At 39.0% G+C, this 20,241-nt stretch carries 18 protein-coding genes and 1 riboswitch; of the genes, 9 read left to right on the top strand and 9 right to left on the bottom strand.

The window, feature by feature from the left end; all coding sequences use genetic code 11:
• The first annotated feature begins 285 nt into the window (after positions 1-285).
• The 3 genes from FLK20_RS07585 (at position 286) to FLK20_RS07595 (ending at position 3,518) form a co-directional block, all read left to right on the top strand.
• Positions 286-1,320 carry an AbrB family transcriptional regulator gene (locus FLK20_RS07585; RefSeq protein WP_152655964.1) on the top strand — a complete coding sequence of 345 codons (1,035 nt, stop codon included), beginning with the start codon at positions 286-288 and terminating at the stop codon, positions 1,318-1,320.
• A 21-nt stretch (positions 1,321-1,341) separates the two neighbouring features.
• Entirely contained in the window at positions 1,342-2,193 is an 852-nt protein-coding gene (locus FLK20_RS07590; RefSeq protein WP_152655965.1) for a DUF72 domain-containing protein, read from the top strand.
• Between the two features lie 299 nt (positions 2,194-2,492).
• Entirely contained in the window at positions 2,493-3,518 is a 1,026-nt protein-coding gene (locus FLK20_RS07595) for a serine hydrolase domain-containing protein (RefSeq protein WP_152655966.1), read from the top strand.
• Between the two features lie 37 nt (positions 3,519-3,555).
• Here FLK20_RS07595 and FLK20_RS07600 read toward each other — a convergent pair whose 3' ends face one another.
• Positions 3,556-3,912 carry a DnaJ family domain-containing protein gene (locus tag FLK20_RS07600; RefSeq protein WP_152655967.1) on the bottom strand — a complete coding sequence of 119 codons (357 nt, stop codon included), beginning with the start codon at positions 3,910-3,912 and terminating at the stop codon, positions 3,556-3,558.
• A 63-nt stretch (positions 3,913-3,975) separates the two neighbouring features.
• A complete protein-coding gene (locus FLK20_RS07605; RefSeq protein ID WP_194165572.1) occupies positions 3,976-4,332 on the bottom strand; it encodes a YugN family protein in 357 nt (118 codons plus the stop codon).
• Positions 4,333-4,529: 197 nt separating this feature from the next.
• Between FLK20_RS07605 and FLK20_RS07610 the strand changes: the two genes are divergently transcribed.
• Positions 4,530-5,717: an Rpn family recombination-promoting nuclease/putative transposase gene (locus FLK20_RS07610; protein WP_152655969.1), complete on the top strand. Its 1,188-nt coding sequence runs from the start codon at positions 4,530-4,532 to the stop codon at positions 5,715-5,717.
• A 69-nt stretch (positions 5,718-5,786) separates the two neighbouring features.
• Here the strand turns inward: FLK20_RS07610 and FLK20_RS07615 are convergent, their stop codons facing one another.
• The 6 genes from FLK20_RS07615 to FLK20_RS07640 form a co-directional block, all read right to left on the bottom strand.
• The gene (locus tag FLK20_RS07615; protein ID WP_152655970.1) at positions 5,787-6,446 is read right to left on the bottom strand and encodes a DUF6320 domain-containing protein; all 660 of its coding nucleotides are present in this window, start codon (positions 6,444-6,446) and stop codon (positions 5,787-5,789) included.
• 5 nt (positions 6,447-6,451) lie between these two features.
• The gene (locus FLK20_RS07620) at positions 6,452-7,708 is read right to left on the bottom strand and encodes a phthiocerol/phthiodiolone dimycocerosyl transferase family protein (RefSeq protein ID WP_152655971.1); all 1,257 of its coding nucleotides are present in this window, start codon (positions 7,706-7,708) and stop codon (positions 6,452-6,454) included.
• Positions 7,709-7,937: 229 nt separating this feature from the next.
• The gene (locus FLK20_RS07625; protein WP_152655972.1) at positions 7,938-9,080 is read right to left on the bottom strand and encodes an alpha-hydroxy-acid oxidizing protein; all 1,143 of its coding nucleotides are present in this window, start codon (positions 9,078-9,080) and stop codon (positions 7,938-7,940) included.
• A 15-nt stretch (positions 9,081-9,095) separates the two neighbouring features.
• On the bottom strand, positions 9,096-9,764 hold the full coding sequence (locus FLK20_RS07630) for a methionine ABC transporter permease (protein ID WP_152655973.1): 669 nt from the start codon (positions 9,762-9,764) through the stop codon (positions 9,096-9,098).
• Entirely contained in the window at positions 9,760-10,779 is a 1,020-nt protein-coding gene (locus FLK20_RS07635) for a methionine ABC transporter ATP-binding protein (RefSeq protein ID WP_152655974.1), read from the bottom strand. Before FLK20_RS07635 ends, FLK20_RS07630 begins: the two co-directional genes overlap by 5 nt.
• 135 nt (positions 10,780-10,914) lie before the next feature.
• Positions 10,915-11,010: riboswitch (SAM riboswitch) on the bottom strand.
• Positions 11,011-11,277: 267 nt separating this feature from the next.
• Positions 11,278-12,447: a pyridoxal phosphate-dependent aminotransferase gene (locus FLK20_RS07640; protein ID WP_152656177.1), complete on the bottom strand. Its 1,170-nt coding sequence runs from the start codon at positions 12,445-12,447 to the stop codon at positions 11,278-11,280.
• A 291-nt stretch (positions 12,448-12,738) separates the two neighbouring features.
• Between FLK20_RS07640 and brnQ the strand changes: the two genes are divergently transcribed.
• Positions 12,739-14,076, top strand: a complete 1,338-nt coding sequence (gene brnQ, locus FLK20_RS07645) for a branched-chain amino acid transport system II carrier protein (protein WP_152655975.1) — start codon at positions 12,739-12,741, stop codon at positions 14,074-14,076.
• Positions 14,077-14,110: 34 nt separating this feature from the next.
• Here the strand turns inward: brnQ and FLK20_RS07650 are convergent, their stop codons facing one another.
• A complete protein-coding gene (locus FLK20_RS07650; RefSeq protein WP_152655976.1) occupies positions 14,111-14,710 on the bottom strand; it encodes a TetR/AcrR family transcriptional regulator in 600 nt (199 codons plus the stop codon).
• Between the two features lie 148 nt (positions 14,711-14,858).
• Here FLK20_RS07650 and FLK20_RS07655 point away from each other — a divergent pair, with 148 nt between their 5' ends.
• The 4 genes from FLK20_RS07655 (at position 14,859) to FLK20_RS07670 (ending at position 20,057) form a co-directional block, all read left to right on the top strand.
• The gene (locus tag FLK20_RS07655) at positions 14,859-15,758 is read left to right on the top strand and encodes an ABC transporter ATP-binding protein (RefSeq protein ID WP_152655977.1); all 900 of its coding nucleotides are present in this window, start codon (positions 14,859-14,861) and stop codon (positions 15,756-15,758) included.
• Positions 15,758-17,350 carry an ABC transporter permease gene (locus tag FLK20_RS07660; protein WP_152655978.1) on the top strand — a complete coding sequence of 531 codons (1,593 nt, stop codon included), beginning with the start codon at positions 15,758-15,760 and terminating at the stop codon, positions 17,348-17,350. Before FLK20_RS07655 ends, FLK20_RS07660 begins: the two co-directional genes overlap by 1 nt.
• 429 nt (positions 17,351-17,779) lie before the next feature.
• Positions 17,780-19,459: a dihydroxy-acid dehydratase gene (gene ilvD / locus FLK20_RS07665; RefSeq protein ID WP_370453172.1), complete on the top strand. Its 1,680-nt coding sequence runs from the start codon at positions 17,780-17,782 to the stop codon at positions 19,457-19,459.
• 346 nt (positions 19,460-19,805) lie between these two features.
• Positions 19,806-20,057: a hypothetical protein gene (locus FLK20_RS07670; RefSeq protein ID WP_152655979.1), complete on the top strand. Its 252-nt coding sequence runs from the start codon at positions 19,806-19,808 to the stop codon at positions 20,055-20,057.
• Positions 20,058-20,241: the final 184 nt, after the last annotated feature.

The raw sequence follows: 20,241 nt of genomic DNA on the forward strand, positions 1-20,241 counted from the left end.
GAAAAGCTGCTATTTTTTGTACTTTTATTTAAATGTATGGTAATAATCAGTTTACGGCTGAATGAAGTGAGGATTTTGGACATATGTACGCTTTATCTATAGAAGGTTAAAGAAAGCCTCAGCAAAATTAAAAATAATGACTTCTATCTTTGGGGTTAGAGCAGGTGTGTCTATAAAGCTACTTCTTTGGATGGCATATACCTCTTTTTTACATATAAATCCGAAATAATCGATTTTAGTATTTGAGAGAACACGTTATAATAGAAAGAGAAGGAAGGGAATTGTATGATATTTTTATTCCTGAGAACATTTGCAATTGGTCTCTTAGGTGCTATTATCTTCTCGATTGTTAACCTGCCATTGCCCTGGCTGCTCGGATCAATGATTGTGACACTATTGTTTCAATTAAGATCACCATGGAAAATAGTATGGAATCCAATCTTTCGGAATATCGGCTTAATTATTGCCGGATACACGATTGGATATGCCTTTACCTTGAAAGCACTGCAAGAAATGGTGAACTATTTCCCGATGATGTTCTTCATTAACGTTATCTTTCTTGTGTTATTTATTTGTGTCAGCTATGTGGTTTCCAAATGGGCGCGGTTAGATCTTGGGACAGCCATGGCTTGTTGCGCTCCCGGAGGATTACAGCAGGTGGTAGTCTTTGCAGAAGAACAAAAAAAATTGAATATTACGGTTGTGACGTTTTATCAAGTTATCCGTTTACTGGCGATTATTACGCTAGTTCCATTTATTGTTTCTGGTAATAATGGCAGTATGACAGCAGAGAAAACAATTGAAAGCTATTCGCCGGTTTTATTTGGCTTATTGATTATATGCTACATAGCAGGAATGCTTTTTAAATTTATTAAAGTTCCTACCGCATATTTATTGGGACCTGTATTTCTTGTCATGGTATGTAATCTATTATCTGTTCAAGTCCCGGTTATGCCGGAAAGTTTATTACATATTGCACAGCTTTTTATCGGGATTTATATGGGGCTATTATTAAAACGGGATAAATTGAAGAAAATGAAGTCTCATATTGTTTATGCCGTTGGTTCTTGTGTTATTTTAATTGGGGTAGCATTTTTGATTAGTGAATGGATGGCACATCGGTTTATGGACTTTGCTACAAGCTTTTTAAGCGTTGTTCCAGGTGGTGTGGATCAAATGGGGATTATCGCAGCGTCTATTCAGGCAGATGTAACAGTGGTGACATCTTTTCAACTGTTCCGAATTTTGTTTTTATCGATTATTATTATTCCGTTCATTAAATTTATGGTTCTGCGTGAACATAGACAATTAAGAGAGTAGAGAAAAAGAGAGGTGTTAAAAGTGATTCAAATTGGATTGACTGGATGGGGAGATCACAAATCTATTTATGCTGCTGATACGAAAGCACATGAGAAATTACAGGAATACAGCAGTCATTTTCCAGTAGTAGAATTAGATTCCTCTTTCTATGCAGTACAGCCTATCCGTAATATGGAGAAATGGGCAAGGGAGACACCCGGAAATTTTCAATTTATCGTGAAAGCCTACCAAGGAATGACAGGGCATGATCGTGAAGGAAAGGAAAATCCTTTTGAAACCAAAGAGGAAATGTTCCAGGCTTTTAGGGAGTCTGTCGAGCCGCTTCGGAAGGCAGGCAAACTGGGAGCAGTGCTGTTTCAATTTCCACCGTGGTTTGATTGCAGACAGGAGCATGTAAATTATATCCGTTATTGTAAAAAGCAAATGAAGGATATTCCTGTTGCATTGGAATTTAGACAGCAATCCTGGTATGAAGAAAGGTTTCAGCAGCAAACCTTGCAGTTTATGAAACGGGAAGGCTGGATTCACACGATTGCGGATGAGCCTCAGGCTGGTGTGAAATCTGTTCCGTTTGTGCCTGTGGTGACGGTAAAGGATAAAGTGATTGTTCGTTTGCACGGCAGGAATGTCCATGGCTGGAACTACTCGGGCAATGCTAATTGGCGTAAGGTCCGCTATTTATATGAATACAATGAACAAGAGTTAATATCGATAGCTGAAGAGGTAAAAAGATTGGAAAAGCAGTGTGAAGAAGTCATCGTTTTGTTTAACAATAATTCTGGAGGACATGCAGCTGGAAATGCCAAGCAATTTCAGCAGATGCTGGGGATTGAGTTTGACGGGCTTGCCTCGCAGCAGCTGGGGTTGTTTTAGAAAGGAATCCATAAATAATAGGATTTGTAGTAATTTTCTGTATTTTAACTATAACTCCAAAATAAGGATGGAGGAAAATCATATGATTCATTATATGGTATGAACTTCTTACCTGATTTTCCTTTTAAAAGGGTGTTCAAAGAGTCCTAAATGATAAGTGGCGAATTGCTGCATTGACGTGATTTTTCCAATGAGGGGCTGGGACTGTACTGCGATTACTCGCCCCACCGAAAACTGGTGCAACTTTTTGAACATGCATGTAAATCATAAATAAAAAAAGGGTTTCAGGAGGAGCAAAAATGTGTACAGAAAATAAGTGGAATAAACTGATGGAAGTGCAAAAGAAACTTTCTTTTTCAGGAGCATTCTATGCTAAAAAGCAGGATGAAATAATAACAGGGAGCAATGGATTCAGAAACCGTGCCGAAAAACTCGAAAATCAAGCAGATACACGATTTGGTATTGCTTCAGGCTGTAAGATATTTACTGCAGTTGCCATTGCTAAGCTTGTAGAAATGGGCAAGATATCGTTTCAAACAAAGTTACAAGATTGCGTGGCAGAGAAGTTCCCTTACTTTGATAAAGGCATTACCATTCATCATTTATTGACGCATACCTCGGGTGTACCGGATTACTTTGATGAGGGAGAGATGGATGATTTTGAGTTGTTGTGGAAAGATTTCCCCATGTATGGTGTCAGAACACCAAAAGATTTCTTGCCACTTTTTCAACACAGGAAAATGCAGGAAAATCCAGGTGGTTCCTTTCAATATAACAATTCAGGCTACATCCTATTAGGCTTGGTTGTAGAGCATGTCGCTGATTGCAGCTTTACTTCATTTGTAGAAGAACATATCTTTAAAGCTGCCGACATGTGTGATTCAGGCTATTTTGAAATGGATTGTTTACCGGAACGGACAGCTTTAGGGTATGTAGAAGAGCCAAACGGAAAATGGAAAACAAATATTTATTCTCTTCCGGCAAAAGGTGGATCAGATGGTGGAGCATTTGTCACTACAGGTGATATGGCCAAATTCTGGGATGCTTTAATGCGTTACCGGCTTTTGTCTGAGCAAATAACCCGGGAACTGCTGCAAGCGCGCAAATGTGTAGATGAGGAAGAAAACATCTTCTACGGATATTCCGGTTATATGGAATTAGGCGATGATAAAGAAGTGATAAAGTATATTCAAATGGGATATGACCCGGGAGTTAATTTTCGTGCGGTTCATTATCCGCATGATGAAAAGACACTGATTGTGTGCTCTAATAAATCTGAAGGGGCTTATGAGCTGTTAAAAGAGATGGAACGTATAATTGTATAAAGTTAAAAAGGGATTAACTTGGAGGTTGGTCCCTTTTCTACTGAAACAGCTTATGCTTAATCTTTCTTGCATATTTATGAAAAACATTGCTCTTATCAAGTTTCCGTTCTTTCACTAATGTTTGAAATGCTGCTTGTTTTTCTGATTGATCAGCTTGCATCTCACCATCCGTTGCAATTTGCATTAAGTCGCGGTGCGATATATACTGCTTTTGATTTTCCTGTTCGTCTGAAAGGTAACCTGCCCGTTTTAAAATACGAAAGGATTGTTTAACTTCCTCGGGTAATCCTGCAAATTCATCATGCAAGTCCAAGCGTTCTCCTTTGCCCGGCAAATCATCAAATTCTCCATTATCCACTGCCTTTTTAATTTGCTCTTCTACAAAGTGATACATAGCGCCCCTCCTTTTTCAGATGAATCTTTCTTTCAGTATGCTGGAACAAAGGAAAAAGTTCAACTAAAGATTATTATCAATATGATTAATGATTTGCTGAACAGCCTGTTCTCCCTTATGTTTCCAATCTTGTTTATGACGTACGGACTGAAATAAATAGGGATCCTCGTTGGTGCCATGATAAATGATAAGAGGGGTTCCAAATTCAATTTGAACAGATGGCTGGTTATGCTCCTCTTGTAACAATTGATAGGGGAGATATAAATACATTTTTTCCCCGTCTTGGCTGGAAAGAAGTCCATTAAAATGGCCTTGATACTTATTATCTCCATTGATATGAAATCCAAGCTCTTTAAAATGTGGCTTTAATTTTTTGAAAAAACCCTTTTTTCCAGGCATATTCGTATCTAATGTAATCATTTTCTGTTTCTCCTTTATGTTTCTTCTGTGATTAGCTTTTCCTTTAATCAAGTGAAACATACGGAAATAAGAGAGCGATTCGTCTTTCCAAATTAATTTTAGAAAAAACTACTTGATTAAAGAACATTTGTTCGATATACTGTATTTAGATATTCACCTCAGAAATTCACCTTATCATAAATAAAGGATGTGTTTTTATGCCTCAAATTTGTCTCCGTAAAATTTACTCTTCATCAGCAATAACCTCTCTGCATGTACAGGAAGATTCCAAATCATACAACAAGTATCAAAGAAGAAAAGGGCGTACCAAGAAAGCACTGCATCGGATACCGGATGTTCAATTAATGGATTTAAAAGTAGATTATGCTTTTAAGCAATTATTTGGAAGCGAAAAGAATAAAGAAATCACCGTTGTTTTCCTTAACGCAATTTTAGCAAAGTCAGGAAGAAGTCCGATTCAGCAGCTTTACTTTCAAAACATTGAAATTGGGGGTGAATATGAAGAGGATAAAAAATCCAGATTAGATCTCTTGATTAAGACAGAGAAGAAAGAATGGGTCAACATAGAAATTCAAATCAATAATGAGTATAATATGATTAAAAGATCCCTGTATTATTGGTCGAGACTTTTTTCAGAACAGCTGAAAGAAGGGCAAAGCTATAGGGAACTGTACCCTGTTATCAGTATTAATATTATGCATTTTAACCTGCTGGATGAAACAGATGCCTTTCATAATATCTTTCGTTTATACGAGATGAAGGAGAAATATCCATTAACCGATATGATTGAATTTCATTTTGTGGAGATTCCTAAACTAATCACTGCCTGGAAGAAGAATCAGCTGGATCCGTGGGAGGATGTCTTAACACGCTGGCTGCTGCTGTTAGGAACTGTTGATAGACGAAAGAATCACTTCTACAATGATATCTATCAGGAATTGGAGGAGATTGCAATGGTGGATAAAACATTACATGTTGCGATGCGGGTTTGGGAAGATTTAAGCCGAACAGAAGAAGAGCGCCGGGAATATGAAACACGTTTGAAGCAAATTTTAGATGAGCAATCCAAGAAGCGGGATAGAGAGTTATTGGAACAGGAAATGGAAGAGATGAAAGAGCAGAAAGAAGAAGCTGAAAAGCAGAATGAGGAACTGAAAGCAGAGAAAGAAGAACTGAAAGCGAGGGAAAAAGAAACGGAGATCAAAAGAAGAAAGGAGGAGACCAGAAGAATCGAAGCGGAGTCTGCATTGGAGGAAAATACAAAACAAATAGCATTAAAAATGCTAAAACAAGGGATAGATTATACTGCCATTATACAGATAACGGGCCTTACTCCAGAGCAATTAAAGATTATTCAGCAAGAATCGGAAAATAATGATAAGTAGATTATAAAGTACCAGGATGAAATAGCAAGGCACAGGCTGATAAAGGAAAAAATCACATGTGCCTTTATTCTAAAAATGAAACCGTCGTACAATTTCGTTTTTCATTGTCTTTTCCGAAAACAACACCATGCCAACCAGTGTCATCAGAGCGTATAAGGCTGTTGCTGCACTTGGCCATAACACCGTGGACCAGGAGCTTAAAAACAGAAGTACAGGAAGAAAACCGAGAATGACCATGGTAGTCATATATCCAATGTATTCTCTCCATTTCATTGGCTTCCGCAGTACAATAATTGTTACAAGCAGTGTCGCCAACGTAACAAGAAACGGAATAACATAGTGAATGGACCATTTTGAGCTCCCGGATGCGGCATCTAGGATAAACAGCATCACAGAAAGAGAGATAACTTGAAGAACCACCTTCGATCCAATGTGTGCTTTAGAAAGAAAGGTATGATTGATAGTCAGTAAACCATACAGAACAGGACCTAGTACGTATAAAAACCATAACCTTTCCGGAGTAGTAAATAAATTAATTAATAAGCTGGTATTGATAGCAAAAATCGCAATGAATAAGACAAGACGCTGTGCAAAGCGGCGCCGTTTGACTTTGGTTTCATAAACAGGATAATATTCGTTGTCTCCTGTTTTTTCGGAAAGCTTATGCTTGCATAATGGGCAATATTTCTGTTTTGTATAGGTGTTGCAATTATTGCAATAATGTTGCATTGTTTTCACCTGCTGTCATTGGAGTATACTTCTATCTCCAAATTGTATGTCTTAGAAAGTTCCCTGAAAAAAGTACGAATAATATCCGCTTCTTTAATCATTCTTGAAAATGAAATTACAAGTTCATCTCCGACTGCAATCATTGCTCCGTTGATTGGACTTTTCTTTGTCGGATACAAGATGATTTCCATATGAGAGATGTGTGATTTCATGGATTCGGAAAGTTGTACCTTACCTACATTAGTTAGCGTCATTGCTTTGGTACGTTCACTAAAGCTTCTATAACCATAACGGATCGCATGGTACTTAAGGGGGAGCGGGATGAATCTGGCTGTCAGTCTCGTTTGCCATTTTACCCGGTCATTAATACTTTGCTGCAAGCTTTCCTTCCGTATTTTTTCCCGCAGTTGTTTCGAGATTTCCGTAATAATTTCTTCTAATGTTGTCGTTTCCGTAACTGCCATGCCGATATTGACAACTCCAAAAAAATTACGCAGCGTATTCGAAGGAAAAAGATTTCTTAAATTAACAGGAATAGCAATCTTTATTTCTTCCTGGTAAGCTCGAAATTTTAATCTCTCTTTATAGATAGCTGCAATAAGAAGCGCTGAAATAAAAGCAGTAATGGTCGTCCCGTGCTTTTTAGCAAGCTGATGTACCTTCTCTGTACTCATTTTCCCATGGATGACAATAGTTTGATCGATAGAGCCGCCACGGATTTGATAAGAGGATGCTTCTTTAAATTTTTCTGGTTTTTCATCTGTTACATAGTTTTGATAACTGTCATCCCTTTCGTAATAGCTGGGCTCATCATGAATATTAATTAGTGTACTCTCGTAGCTTACGCTTTTACCCAAATGAATGAGATAATGGTAAACAAGTGCTTTAATAAATTCTAAAGCACCTGTGCCATCTGTGACAGAATGAAAAAATTCCACAGCAATCCGCTTCTTATAATAGGTAACACGCATTAAAAAGCCGTTTGTTTCGATAGGATCAATAGGTGCACATGGATATTGGCTTTCATATTGAACAAAAAGCTTTTGATTATTTTCCACAAGGAAATCCCAAAATAACCCCTTGCTAAGCTTTACGGCAAACATAGGCAGACGTTTGAGAACATCATCAAGTGCAAGCTGGAGCTTATCGGGTTGTACGGCTTCCTTCATTACGGCAGCAATCCGGAAGACCGAGGAATTTGTCTGTTCGGATACAGCATGAAACATTTTGCCTGCATTATCAAGTTTGTACCATTCATCCATCTTTGGAACACCTCTTGAACGTACTGTTTTATTCTTATATTGTTAATCTGGGTAAAATCAGAGTTTTTTATAAGCGTTAACTTTTACTTTAACAGATACAGCTCTTTTTTGCTCTATAAAAAATATCTAATTTGAAACACAAGCTTATATTTTAGGGTGGGAAGAGTTGCTTATCTTGCAGCAGGATGAAAGAAAAAAGCGGCTCCATTAAGAGTCCGCTTCCTCTACTTTAAATATCAGCAACTTTTAACGTGAGCTGCTTCACTTCTTTCACTGTTCTGGCCCCGGATAAAGCCATGGATACAGAAATGTCCTGAGCAAGGTTGGCAAATATTCTCTGAACACCTGTTTCTCCTTGAAGTGCTAGTGCATAGGCATAAGGACGTCCGAGTAAAATTGCGTCAGCACCAAGAGCAAGGGCTTTGATGACATCTGCTCCCCGGCGGATGCCGCTGTCAAAGAGCAGAGGAAAGTCTGAACCAACGGCTTTCCGTATAGCTGGTAATGCTTCCAGACTTGAAATAGTCCCATCCATTTGTCTGCCTCCATGATTAGACACAACAATACCGCTGATGCCCGCTTTTATAGCCTGCTTTGCATCTTCAGGGTGAAGGATACCTTTTAAAAAGATTGGCAGTTTTGTACGCTGACGCAATTCTGCTATGTTATTCCAGTGCAGGTGTGGATGATGCAGGTTCTCAATAATCGAAGCAATTTCATCCTGATCTTTCTTCAGACTTTCTTGGAACACAGGGTCTTGAACATAATTTGCCTTTCCATATCCTTTTTTTAAAGGAGAATATTGATGGCGCATATCATCTTCACGCCAGCCAAGTATCGTTGTATCCACGGTTACTACAATTGCCTCGTAGCCTGCGTTTTCTGCACGTTTTGCCATGCTGTAGGAAATAGCATCATTTTTAGACCAATATAATTGAAACCATTTCGGGCCATGCGGAACAGCTTTTGAGATTTCTTCCATAGATCTGGAAGTAACTGTGCTTTGTATATATGGAATATTTATGGAAGCAGCAGCATTTGCAATGGCAAAGTCCGGCTCCTCATGAACCATTTTTAAATGACCGATTGGAGCAACCATAAAAGGATAAGCATATTCATTTCCTAAAATACAAATGGAAGTATCGACCTCTGATACATTCCTTAAAAATCTAGGGATGATGGAATATTTTTTGAATTCTGCTCTGTTTTTTCTTAATGTTTCTTCTCCGCCAGCACCAGAACGAATATGACTGAATACCTCTTCTGGCAAGGCATGCTTTGCTGCAGCTTCAAGTTGTTCTACTCCGATAGGAAACGAATCCTGTATAGTGATGTGCTCTAAGAAAGAGCCATCCTTCGATGAGGTTACCATAGTTCTGCCTCCATTTTAATCTTTTTTCATTCGCTCAGCGAGCCGGTTTCCAAGAGATTGGATACCTTGGACGATAATGACGAGAAGGATTACGGTGACATACATTACTTCTGCTTCATAGCGCAGATGTCCAAATCGGTAAGCAAGGTCACCCAAACCGCCGGCTCCAACCAGACCAGCCATAGCCGTTGCGCCTATCAGGCTGATTGTTGCAATAGTTAGAGCCAGAACGATTGCTGGTCTAGCTTCACGCAACATCACATTCCAAATAATTTGATGTGTCTTTATTCCCATAGCACGGTATGCTTCAACTACTCCCTGGTTTACCTCTAACAGGGAGGATTCAATCAGTCTGGCGATATAAGGGGCTGCATTGACAACCAGTGGTACAATAACCCCTTTTACACCAATCGTTACGCCTACTACCAATTTGGTGAAAGGGAGCATAAAGAATAAAAGAATAATAAATGGAATCGAACGAATGACATTAATAAGTAAGTTTAAAAACTGGTAAACAAATTTATTTTGTAAAGGTTGTCCTGGACGTGTCAATATTAATAGAATAGCTAAAATGACGCCTATAATAACAGAGAAAAATAACGAAATAGTAACCATTTGAAAGGTTTCTTTGATTGCTTGAGGAAATAATGGCAGCCATTGATCTATAAAGTTTTGCATCTTAATTTACCCCCAATTCTTCTACCTCTACGCCTTGTTCTCGCAAGAAAGAGAGGGATTGTTCCACTTGATGCTCATTGCCAATCAAGTGAATAACAAGATTACCAACAATGCCATTTTTTAATTCGATAATATTCGCTGTCAGAATATTCGGTTCTACATAAAATTGCTGTGTCACCCTGGATAGCAGCGGCTGTCCTGTATTTTCACCAAGGAAGGTTAAACGAATGACTTTGCCTTCTAAATTCAAGTCATCAATTAATCGGTCAGATAATTTTCGCTGTGAAATCGTATTTAAGAATTTTTTGGTTGTCGCCTGTTTTGGTTTTGTAAATAACTCTATCGTGGATCCTTGCTCAATGAGATTCCCATTTTCAATAACATAGACATAATCACATATTTTTTGGATAACATTCATTTCATGTGTGATTAATAGAATGGTAATCCCAAGCTCTTCATTGATTTTCAATAATAATTCGAGTATGGAATTTGTTGTCTCGGGATCCAGTGCACTGGTCGCCTCATCACTTAGAAGCACTTGTGGCTCCTGCGACAATGCTCTGGCAATAGCTACACGCTGCTTTTGACCGCCTGAAAGCTGGGAAGGGTAAGCATCTTTTTTTTCAACTAAATCAACAATTTGTAAGTATTTATTAACCCGCTCAGCAATCTTTGCTTTAGGTATGCCGAGCAGTTTTAAAGGAATGGCAATATTATCGTAGACAGTAGCCGTTTTTAATAAATTGAAATGCTGAAAAATCATGCCAACTTTTTGTCTTGTTTGCCGGAGCTTTTCCTTTGATAATTTTGTTAAATCAATCCCATTAATCCATACCTTTCCTTTAGACGGTGTTTCCAGTAAATTAACACAACGAATTAATGTACTTTTTCCTGCACCACTATAGCCGATAACGCCATGGATTTCTCCTTTATTAACAGAAATCGTCACATTGTCTAATGCAGTAACATCTTTTCCTTTTTTGGACGGGAAAATTTTTGTGACATTCTCTAACTTAATCATTTGATGTTCTTCCTGCCTTTCTATTTTTTAGCGGTTGATTTTATCATCTGTGCGCTTTAATATCACTATCTGAACAATTCATAAAAAAAGCCTCTCTGGTGGAAGAGAGACTCGAAAATAGGCTTTTATTTTCTGCTCTCATCTTTCAAGACAAATGTCTTGCTGGAATTAGCACCTTTTTAAGGTTGCCGAGCTTCAACGGGCCAGTCCCTCAGCTACTCTGGATAAGAGGTGTATCATTTATAGAGGCTGTTCAAAAAGTCCCTCCAATGATATGCGGCGAATCTCTTTGTTGACGTCACTTTTCCGATACTCACGTATTTAAAAGCATAAGTCTGCTAAGATTGTCCATGTCCTGTGGACAACACAAAGTCATCATATCCTGTAAAAGCCGACGTCACCTTAATCTTTCTGCTTCTATTTTGGGAACTTTTTGAATTCGTATTATTTGAATTGTATTACTTAAAATTATCTTATTTTACACGTTTCGTCAATGTTTTATTTGCGAAATAACTGGAGTTTTTCTATACGGCGAAGTGCTTCACGAATACGTTCGTCGTCTACAAGCAGACCGACCCGTATATAACCTTCTCCGGTTTTCCCAAAACCATTTCCGGCAGCAACGGCTACATCTGCTTCTGTTAATAAATAATCTGCAAATTCTTCGCTTGTAAATGCTGCAGGCACAGGGAGCCAGGCAAAAAAGGAGCCTTTGGGTGCAGTGACCTTCCAGCCAATGCGTTTACACTCTTCTATTAAAACATTTCTGCGCTGTTCATAGAGCTTTACAAGCGCAGTGACACAGCTTTGGTCGCCTAGTAATGCTTCGGATGCAGCTTTTTGAACAGCTGGGAAAAGACTGACGAATAAGTGGTCCTGCAGAATATTAATGGCTTCAATCATATCTTTATTCCCGGCGGCGAATCCAACGCGCCAGCCTGCCATGTTATACGTTTTGGAAAGAGTATACAGCTCCACGCCAACGTCTTTTGCTCCTTCAGTTTGCAGAAAGCTCACTGGCTGATCTCCGTCGAAGCCGATTGCTCCATAAGCAAAATCATGGACAATGCCAATATCATTCTGCCTAGCTAATGCAACGGTATCTTCAAAAAAACCCTTCGTTGCCACTCCTCCGGTCGGATTATTCGGGTAGTTGAGATATAACAGCTTGGCAAGCTTCTTTTGTTCATCTGTCAAGGCAGTATAATCTGGCAAAAAATCATTTTCTTCTAGTAAGGGAAAAGTGCTATAAGCCACATTAGCTAATGGAACACTGGACAGATAATCCGGGTATCCGGGGTCTGGTAAAAGCATTAATTCCCCTTCATCCATGAGAGCTACAGGTAACTCTATTAAACCGATTTTACTGCCGAACAGAATAGCAATTTCTGATGCAGGATCTAAATCGACTCCATATTCCCTTTTATAAAATAATGCAGCAGCTTGCTTTAATTCCTCTGTACCACGGAATGGAGAATATTTATGTGTAGCTGGATCCTCTACACTTTCCTGAAGGGCCTGGATAATATGGGGTGGTGTCGGCTGATCCGGATTTCCTTGCCCTAAGTTAATGATATCTCTTCCTTCTTTTATAGCAGCAGCTACTTTCCCGGCAAGTGATGCAAAGAACTGGGAAGGAAGCTGTTCGACACGACGGGATAACTTCATCATCTATCAACCTCTTTATACTATGATTTGTGAATGCTCTGACAGGGACTCCCTGACTAAATAACTTTCTACTTTATAATTATCTATAATAGTATAAGTTTGCCGGAAGATTGTCTATAAGAAAAAATAAGATGCTACTATCTATTTTTGTGAATTTTTTCTAAATCTCCTATTTTCCTTACTTTTCGTTGCATTTCATATTTGAAAGTAGTAAGATAATAATCGTGTCAAATTATGTTAAATAATTTGACAATTCTAAGAATTATTAGGTTTGGAGCTAGGAGGAATAAAATGAATACCAAACTACGTATAGGTAATTATTTAGCAATTGCATTTATGCTATTTGCTTTATTTTTTGGAGCGGGGAATCTGATCTTTCCGGCGCAGCTGGGACAACTGTCAGGTGATAACCTCGCACCAGCTATTATTGGATTTTTAGTAACCGGAGTAGGTCTGCCATTTCTTGGTATTATGGCTATGGGCTTCTCTGGAAAGAATAATTTGCAGGAGCTTGCAAGTCGTGTCCACCCTATTTATGGTCTTGCATTTACAGCGTTACTTTATTTAACAATTGGACCATTTTTTGCTGCACCAAGAACAGGAACAGTTGCTTTTGAAGTTGGGATTGCACCATATGTAAGTGATGGCGCACAGCAGACGGGCTTATTGATTTTTACAGGAAGTTTTTTCTTGATTACATTACTTTTCTCATTGTTCCCATCAAAGATTGTAGATAATATCGGGAAATTCCTGGCTCCGGCGCTTGTTATTCTACTGATTGTTTTGTTAGCAATCGCATTTTTCAATCCAATGGGGTCTATCCAATCTCCGGATGAAACCTATCAATCAGCAGCGTTTTTTACCGGCTTTATAGAAGGGTATAACACGATGGATGCTTTAGCTGCGCTGGTATTTGGGATTATTATTATTAATGTTATTAAAAGCTTTGGAATTACAAATAACAGTCAAATCCTTTCTGCTGTTACTAAAATCGGTTTAACATCAACAGCTTTACTGGCTGTCATCTATGTAGGAATTTCCTACTTAGGAGCAACCAGTGTGACAGAATTAGGTGTATTTGATAACGGAGGACCTGTATTAAGCGGCGCAGCATCGCATTACTTTGGTACATTTGGAGCTATTTTGCTGGCAGCTATTATTATATTGGCTTGTCTGACCACAGCGATTGGCTTAGTAACAGCAAATGCAGAATATTTTCATTCTTTGGTCCCTGCTATTGCTTATAAGCCATGGGTGTTTTTCTTTTCTATTTTAACGTTTGTTGTCGCTAACTTTGGACTTGAGAACATTATTTCCTTCTCTATTCCAGTGCTGATGTTCTTATATCCGCTGGCAATGGTTTTAGTTTTATTAACTTTTGTGTCACCGTTTTTCAATCATTCACGGATTGTCTATATCCCGACCATTGCGATTACGTTTATATTCAGTATTGTAGACGGGCTTGTAGCACTTTTTAAGTCTTTAAAAATGGAATTGCCTAGCTGGCTGGATGCAATAGTTGATCTATTCGGCAATGTCCTTCCGCTTTATGCAGAGGGCTTAGGATGGCTTACACCGGCAGTTATCGTTGCGGTACTTATGATTATTGCTGCCAAAATAAAAAAATAAGGCAAAAAACCTGACTGTCAGATGTGAAAATCTCTCAGTCAGGTTTTTTACTTTCTCCTTTGCCTGCAATACCATAGAAAAACAGCTTCATTAATTCTTCAGTTAAGGGAAGAATTTGATCACCCATCTCATCCTTTTGAACATAGTCACTAAACATTTGCAAAAACACAAATAGAGCTGTGTCACTGATGTTCGAATCGATAAAACCTTCTTCTCGCCCTTGATTAAATAATTGCATCATGGCTGGGAGAGCTTTTTCCTGGTAAAGCTGTTCGATATAATTTCCTTCTGTTTTATATAAATCCATCATATAGTTATAAAATTCTTCATGTAAATGGCTAGCTACTTGTCCCTTATCGAATATAAACAGCTTCATTTTTTCTTCGAATGGAATCGATCGCTGAGCGATTTCCAGATATTCTTCCCATGTTTGATTCACAAAATAAATCAGGGCTTCATACAATAATTTTTCTTTGCTCTCAAAATAATTATAAATGGTTACCTGTGACACATTTGCTTCTTTTGCGATCCTCGAGATGGAAACCTTTTTGATGCCCTCTTTTTGAAATAGTGCTGCGCTTATATTTAAAATTTTTTCCTTTTTGATTGACGTTCTGCGTTCAAAACCGTCCATAGTCTGCCACCTCCGCCTATATCATATCATATTTAAAAATGAAATATAAACAATAAAATACTTCAAAACTTATTGACTTACGATGGTTTTATCTATATTATGAAATATATAAGTTAAAATATTTCAAAACTTCAAGGGGTGATTTTTAATGACTATGCTTCAGCTGGATCGGATAACGAAAAAATTTGGTGATTTTAAAGCGCTGGATCAAGTGTCGCTGGAATTAAAGGAAGGAGAGATTTACGGATTTATTGGACCGAACGGAGCAGGGAAGTCAACAACAATACGTATTTTATTAGGAATGTTAAAGGCGACGGAGGGGCGTGCAACATTATTTGGAAAGGACGCATGGAAGGATGCAGCGGAAATTCATAAACGCTGTGCTTATGTACCGGGTGATGTGTATGTATGGCCCAATTTAACAGGTGGAGAAGTGATTGATGTTTTACTGAAAATGAACGGGAGCTATTCAGAGAAGAAGCGTGATGAATGGGTGGAACGATTTCAATTTGATCCGACGAAGAAAGCAAGGTCTTATTCGAAAGGGAATCGGCAAAAGATTGCCTTGATCGCCGCTTTTGCCTCAGAGGCTGATCTATTTATTCTTGATGAGCCGACTTCAGGGCTTGATCCTTTGATGGAGTATACTTTTCAGCAGGGTGTAAGAGAAGTGAAAGAAGCTGGGAAGACGGTGCTTTTATCCAGTCATATTTTATCAGAAGTCGAGAAGCTTTGTGACCGTGTTGCGATTATTCGCCAAGGAAAAATAATTGAAAGAGGGACACTTAAGGATTTACGTCATTTAACAAGGATGCAAATGCAGGTAGAAACAAGAGAAGCCCCAGAAGGATTGGCACAACTGTCCGGTATACACCAATTGAAGGAAACAGAAGGACAATTTTCTTTTCAGGCAGATACAGACCATATGGAAGAAATCATCAACTATCTAAGCAAATATGGCGTGCGGAAAATGGAGAGTACACCACCAACTTTGGAGGATTTATTTATGCGCCATTATGAGGAACGCAGCAGTGAGGAGAATGCATAATGAAGAGGCATATCAAAGGAACGGGCATCCTTTTTCCTATTTTAATGAGACAGCACAGGCTGCGGCTGCTGTTGTGGCTGGCAGGACTGGTTTTGGTAACCTGCTCCGTAGCTTATGCTTATCCAGGTATGTATCCGGATCAAGCATCCAGAGAAGCATACTCTATAACGATGGAAAACCCGGCAATGATTGCGATGCTTGGAATAGGCTATGAACATTATCAGGAAATCGGCAGCTTATTTGCATTGGAAATGCTGTTGTTTTCTGCAATTGCAGTAGCTATTATGAATATTTTACTCATGTCTAGGCTGACAAGGGATGATGAAGAGAATGGAATCCTGGAGCTTGTCCAGTCCAAGTCTGTTGGACGTCTAAGCTATTTGACAGCTTCCTTTATGGTGATGCTGTCGGCAAATATTTTACTCATCATTTTGCTTGTGACAGCAATGACAGCCATGCGAATAGACGGTTTTGGGTTTTCAGGTATTGTTCTTTACAGTAGTCTTCTGGGCAGCTTTGGACTGCTGTTTGGTACATTGACAGCATTCTTTGCTCATCTGGCCACCTCTTCAAGGGGAACTAGTATATTTAGCTTCGGTGCATTGTTTTTCTTCTATCTGTTACGTGCTATCGGGGATGTGGAAGTGACGTTTTTATCTTGGATCAGTCCGCTTGGGTGGCTTTCAAGAGCATATGTTTTTGTGGGAAATAACAGCCTTCCAGTAGTGTTATTACTTGTAAGCAGTATTGGGATTGGAATGATTGCATTTATTCTGCAGGCAAAACGTGATATAGGCGATGGCTTACTGCCTGAACGTGCGGGGGCTATGCGTGCTTCTGCCTTTTTGAAAACAAAGATCGGTCTGGGTATTCGTTTGCAGAGAACGATGATTTTGATGTGGATGATCGGTATTTTACTGCTTAATATTGTTTTTGCTCTTATATTAGGAGATTTAGAGGCTTTCTTTTTAGAGAATGAAGCGATGCAAGCCTTTTTAACAGGGGACGGAAATGTGATGGAGCAATTTATTGTTTTATTGATGGCGATTATGGCGTTGTTTATCACGGCACCGGTGATTATCAGCTTTTTAAGGCTCCGTGGGGAAGAAAAAGCAAACCGGACTGAGCTCTTATTCAGCAGGGCAGTATCACGAATGCAACTGCTGCGGGCTTATCTCGTTTCAGCTATTATGATTGCGGTTGTGTTACCGACCTTGCAGGCGATTACATTATGGAGTGTCGGCTTTATAATCAGCGAGGAGATGATGTCATTTGCAGATGTGCTGGGAGCTTCTGTGGTTTATATTCCTGCCCTTTTACTAGTGTTGGGAATAGCTGTTTTATTGATCGGCTGGCTTCCTAAAGCAACTTCTCTTGTATGGGTGTTTCTCGTGTACGGCTTTATCGTGATCTATTTAGGAGATATTTTAGAGCTTCCGGATTGGGTACGAAATCTGTCTGTCTATGAATATATTCCAGCTTATCCCAACGAGGAGCTGTCGTATCCAGTGTTGCTGATTCTAAGTGGAATAAGCATATTAATGATGGTGATTGGAGCGCTGGGATATAAGCGGCGGGACATGGAAGGCTAGTAGAAAGCGTCTATATATCTATTTACTTAAAATGCAGGAATTGTTGAATTGGGTACAATTTCTGCGTTTTTTCTGTGTGAAGGTAAAATTTTTCATGATTTTATTGCGTTTTTCGTCATAATCTATTAAGATTTTTCATTGAATTTGTAATTTAGTATATAAATTTCTAACTAGAAGTAGTAAAATAAGAAAAATTAGAATGTTTATTTTGATACAGTCATCCATAGAAGCAGTCCCCTGAAATAGTTTGAAAAGTTAATCTTTCATCCAGGGAGGTTGTTCATCTCTCCATGGATCGGGCAGATGAACAAACCTTAAAAAAATATTTCAGATGAGTGATGTGTTTGAGACATTCCAGAATAAGCAGCAAAAGAGAGCCATTCTCCGGCTGCTGCACGTAGTAAAAATCTTAGAAAGAAGGTATTGAAATTGGCAGAACTACGCAGTGATATGATTAAAAAAGGTGTTGATCGTGCACCGCATCGAAGCCTGCTGCATGCTGCAGGTGTAAAAACGAAGGACTTGGGAAAACCATTTATTCTGGTGGTCAACTCTTATATAGATATTGTTCCTGGACATATTCACTTACAAGAATTTGGTAAAATTGTCAAAGAAGCAATTCGTGAAGCTGGTGGTATACCATTTGAAATGAATACAATTGGTGTGGATGATGGTATTGCGATGGGGCACATTGGAATGAGGTATTCTTTACCAAGCCGGGAGCTTATTGCAGATTCTGTGGAAACAGTAGCGAATGCACACTGGTTCGACGGCATGGTGTGTATTCCAAACTGTGACAAAATTACACCAGGGATGCTGATGGCTTCCTTGCGTGTAAATATTCCATCTATCTTTGTCAGTGGCGGTCCGATGAAGGCAGGAACGGACAGTGCAGGGAATCCCCTCTCATTAACTTCTGTTTTTGAAGGTGTTGGGGCTTATCAATCTGGACAAATTGATGAAGCCAGATTACTGGAATTGGAGCAAAATGCATGTCCGACATGCGGATCGTGTTCCGGTATGTTTACTGCTAATTCGATGAACTGTCTGGCAGAAGGAATTGGACTGGCACTTCCTGGTAATGGAACCATCCTGGCTGTTGCCGAAGAACGTAAAGAATTTGTGAAACGCTCTGCAAAACAATTAATGGAATTAGTAGAAAAAGATATTAAACCGCGTGATATTGTAACCAAAGAAGCAATTGATAATGCTTTTGCATTAGACATGGCGATGGGCGGATCAACAAATACGGTATTGCATACATTAGCATTGGCGCACGAAGCAGGGGTAGACTATCCGCTTGAGCGCATCAATGAGATCGCAAACCGTGTACCGCATTTGGCGAAGGTTGCTCCGGCATCGAATTACCATATTGAAGATGTTGACAGAGCAGGCGGCATTAGTGCAATTATTAATGAATTACTTAAAAAGCCGGGCGCATTTCATGGAGACAATCTAAGTGTATCTGCAAAAACAATTCGCGAAAATGTGCAGGATGCAGAAATTCTGGACAAGGATGTTATTCATACACTTGATAACCCGCATTCCGAACGGGGCGGACTTGCTGTATTGTTTGGGAATATCGCGCCAAATGGCTCTATTGTTAAAGTAGGTGCCATTGATCCGGAGGTTGGCGGATATTTTAAAGGACCGGCTATCTGCTTTGATTCGCAGGAAGAAGCATTAGAAGGGATTGAATCCGGCAAAGTAAAAGAAGGGCATGTTGTTGTTATTCGTTATGAAGGCCCTAAAGGCGGACCAGGCATGCCGGAAATGCTTGCGCCGACTTCACAAATTGTTGGACGGGGACTGGGTGCAAAAGTTGGTTTAATCACGGATGGACGCTTCTCTGGTGCATCCAGAGGAATTTCCATTGGTCATATTTCTCCAGAAGCTGCGGAAGGCGGTCCAATTGCCTTTGTAGAAGATGGAGACTTGATTGAATTAGACCTTGAAAACCGGGAAATGAATCTGCTGGTTTCTGATGAGGAATTTGAAAAGCGCAAAGCTAATTGGAAAGGCTTCGAGCCGAAAGTGAAAAGAGGGTGGCTTGGCCGTTATTCCAAGCTTGTAACCTCAGCGAACACTGGCGGGGTTATGGAAATATAATTGAAAAGTCATGGCTAAAAAAACGTCACAGCTAAAAAAACGTCACAGCTAAAAAAAACGCTGTGGCGTTTTTTTTTAGTCGTTAAAATAAGAGACGCTCCATAAGCTCAACGAATAATCAGCTTAAACGTTCAGCTTTGCTGAAAGGCGTGCGAATCTTAAAATTCAGATGAAGGGATTAAATTAAGTGTTGTGAAGAGATAATACGAGCAAGGTTTAGCTAAGAATATGTATTTTGTGATATTCATAAGTTCCATTTATATAGTTAGATGTCTTATTAACGGCAAACGTCTCATTTGAATATTATACATAACAGAACATGAATTGAATCGAGAGGTTGAGGTAAATGGATGAAAAAAATAAAAACGATTCTATCCAGCCGGAACAAGAAGTACCAATTTCTTACAGTTTAAAATTAGCTTTCATTGGCGGTTTAATAACGACTTTAGGAGATGCTATCAGCACTTATGCTGCAAGCCTGGCGATTGATGAATTTTTGCAGGGTACGGAAGAGCAAAATGATAAGGATCGGAAACTGGATGAAAGGCTTGAAGCAATCGAAAAGAAATTGGATGCTTTTCAGAACAAAATGGAATAAACAAAAACTCACTCAGAGAAAAATGAAATGGTTAGAAAGATAAGTCTTTTTTTGATATAGTGAAAGGGAAAAGTGCTGGGCATATGCTAGTGTCAGCTAGCAATAATGGAAAATATAGGTTATTGATTTGTAACGGACACCTCAAGTATTAGAAAAAATCTATTACCCGGGGTGTTTTATTTTT

The sequence above is a fragment of the Oceanobacillus sp. CFH 90083 genome (genome assembly GCF_009389585.1).
Classification (GTDB): domain Bacteria; phylum Bacillota; class Bacilli; order Bacillales; family Amphibacillaceae; genus Oceanobacillus.

Bases quoted from the DNA above. Each gene is read 5' to 3' on its own strand.
- FLK20_RS07660 (WP_152655978.1), top strand. From the start codon at position 15,758: ATGAAGAGGCATATCAAAGGAACGGGCATCCTTTTTCCTATTTTAATG.
- FLK20_RS07595 (WP_152655966.1), top strand. From the start codon at position 2,493: ATGTGTACAGAAAATAAGTGGAATAAACTGATGGAAGTGCAAAAGAAA.
- FLK20_RS07655 (WP_152655977.1), top strand. From the start codon at position 14,859: ATGACTATGCTTCAGCTGGATCGGATAACGAAAAAATTTGGTGATTTT.
- FLK20_RS07600 (WP_152655967.1), bottom strand. From the start codon at position 3,912: ATGTATCACTTTGTAGAAGAGCAAATTAAAAAGGCAGTGGATAATGGA.
- FLK20_RS07605 (WP_194165572.1), bottom strand. From the start codon at position 4,332: ATGATTACATTAGATACGAATATGCCTGGAAAAAAGGGTTTTTTCAAA.
- FLK20_RS07650 (WP_152655976.1), bottom strand. From the start codon at position 14,710: ATGGACGGTTTTGAACGCAGAACGTCAATCAAAAAGGAAAAAATTTTA.
- brnQ (WP_152655975.1), top strand. From the start codon at position 12,739: ATGAATACCAAACTACGTATAGGTAATTATTTAGCAATTGCATTTATG.
- FLK20_RS07585 (WP_152655964.1), top strand. From the start codon at position 286: ATGATATTTTTATTCCTGAGAACATTTGCAATTGGTCTCTTAGGTGCT.
- FLK20_RS07615 (WP_152655970.1), bottom strand. From the start codon at position 6,446: ATGCAACATTATTGCAATAATTGCAACACCTATACAAAACAGAAATAT.
- FLK20_RS07620 (WP_152655971.1), bottom strand. From the start codon at position 7,708: ATGGATGAATGGTACAAACTTGATAATGCAGGCAAAATGTTTCATGCT.
- FLK20_RS07610 (WP_152655969.1), top strand. From the start codon at position 4,530: ATGCCTCAAATTTGTCTCCGTAAAATTTACTCTTCATCAGCAATAACC.
- FLK20_RS07625 (WP_152655972.1), bottom strand. From the start codon at position 9,080: ATGGTAACCTCATCGAAGGATGGCTCTTTCTTAGAGCACATCACTATA.
- FLK20_RS07670 (WP_152655979.1), top strand. From the start codon at position 19,806: ATGGATGAAAAAAATAAAAACGATTCTATCCAGCCGGAACAAGAAGTA.
- FLK20_RS07635 (WP_152655974.1), bottom strand. From the start codon at position 10,779: ATGATTAAGTTAGAGAATGTCACAAAAATTTTCCCGTCCAAAAAAGGA.
- FLK20_RS07640 (WP_152656177.1), bottom strand. From the start codon at position 12,447: ATGAAGTTATCCCGTCGTGTCGAACAGCTTCCTTCCCAGTTCTTTGCA.